This window comes from Paracoccus sp. S4493, assembly GCF_000967735.1.
Taxonomy (GTDB): domain Bacteria; phylum Pseudomonadota; class Alphaproteobacteria; order Rhodobacterales; family Rhodobacteraceae; genus Paracoccus; species Paracoccus marcusii.
In genome coordinates, this window is sequence record NZ_JXYF01000286.1 from 1 (window position 1) to 566 (window position 566).

General features: G+C 67.5%; 1 protein-coding gene. It reads left to right on the plus strand.

The annotated features are described in order from the left end of the window. Nucleotides 1-41 precede the first annotated feature (41 nt). The coding region (locus tag TW83_RS17190) for a holin-associated N-acetylmuramidase (RefSeq protein WP_045984008.1) at nt 42-566 on the plus strand (525 nt) is incomplete at its 3' end.

A 566-nucleotide genomic window follows, 5' to 3' on the forward strand; every position in this document is an offset into this window, starting at 1 on the left:
TGCGGCCCCGATCCGGGGCGCGCGTCAGACATGGGGGTGTCATGCCAAGCGTCGAACAGATTGCCCGTCAGATCGTTGCCCGCGAAGGCGGGTACGTGAACGACCCCGACGATCCGGGCGGGGCCACCAACTTTGGCGTCACCATCGGCACGATGCAGTCCCTGGGGATGGACCTGAACCGCGATGGCCGCATCGACGCCGCCGATGTGCGCGCCCTGACGCGGGCGCAGGCCGAACAGATCTTCGTCGAGCATTATTTTCGCAAGCCGCGCCTGGCCGAACTGCCCGAACCGCTGCAGGCCAGCGTCTTTGACATGTATGTCAACGCAGGCGGGAATGCGGTAAAGATCCTGCAGCGCCTGGTCAGCCGGATGGGCTTTCGCACCGCCGATGACGGGGTCGTCGGACCGATGACCATCGCGGCCGTGGCAGACGCGGCCGAGGCCGCGCCGGATCATCTGGTCGACGCCTATGGGATCGCGCGGCGCAACTATTACTATGCGCTGGCCGATCAGCGCCCGGCCAGCCGCAAGTACGCGCGCAGCAAGGCGGGCGGCAAGGGCGGC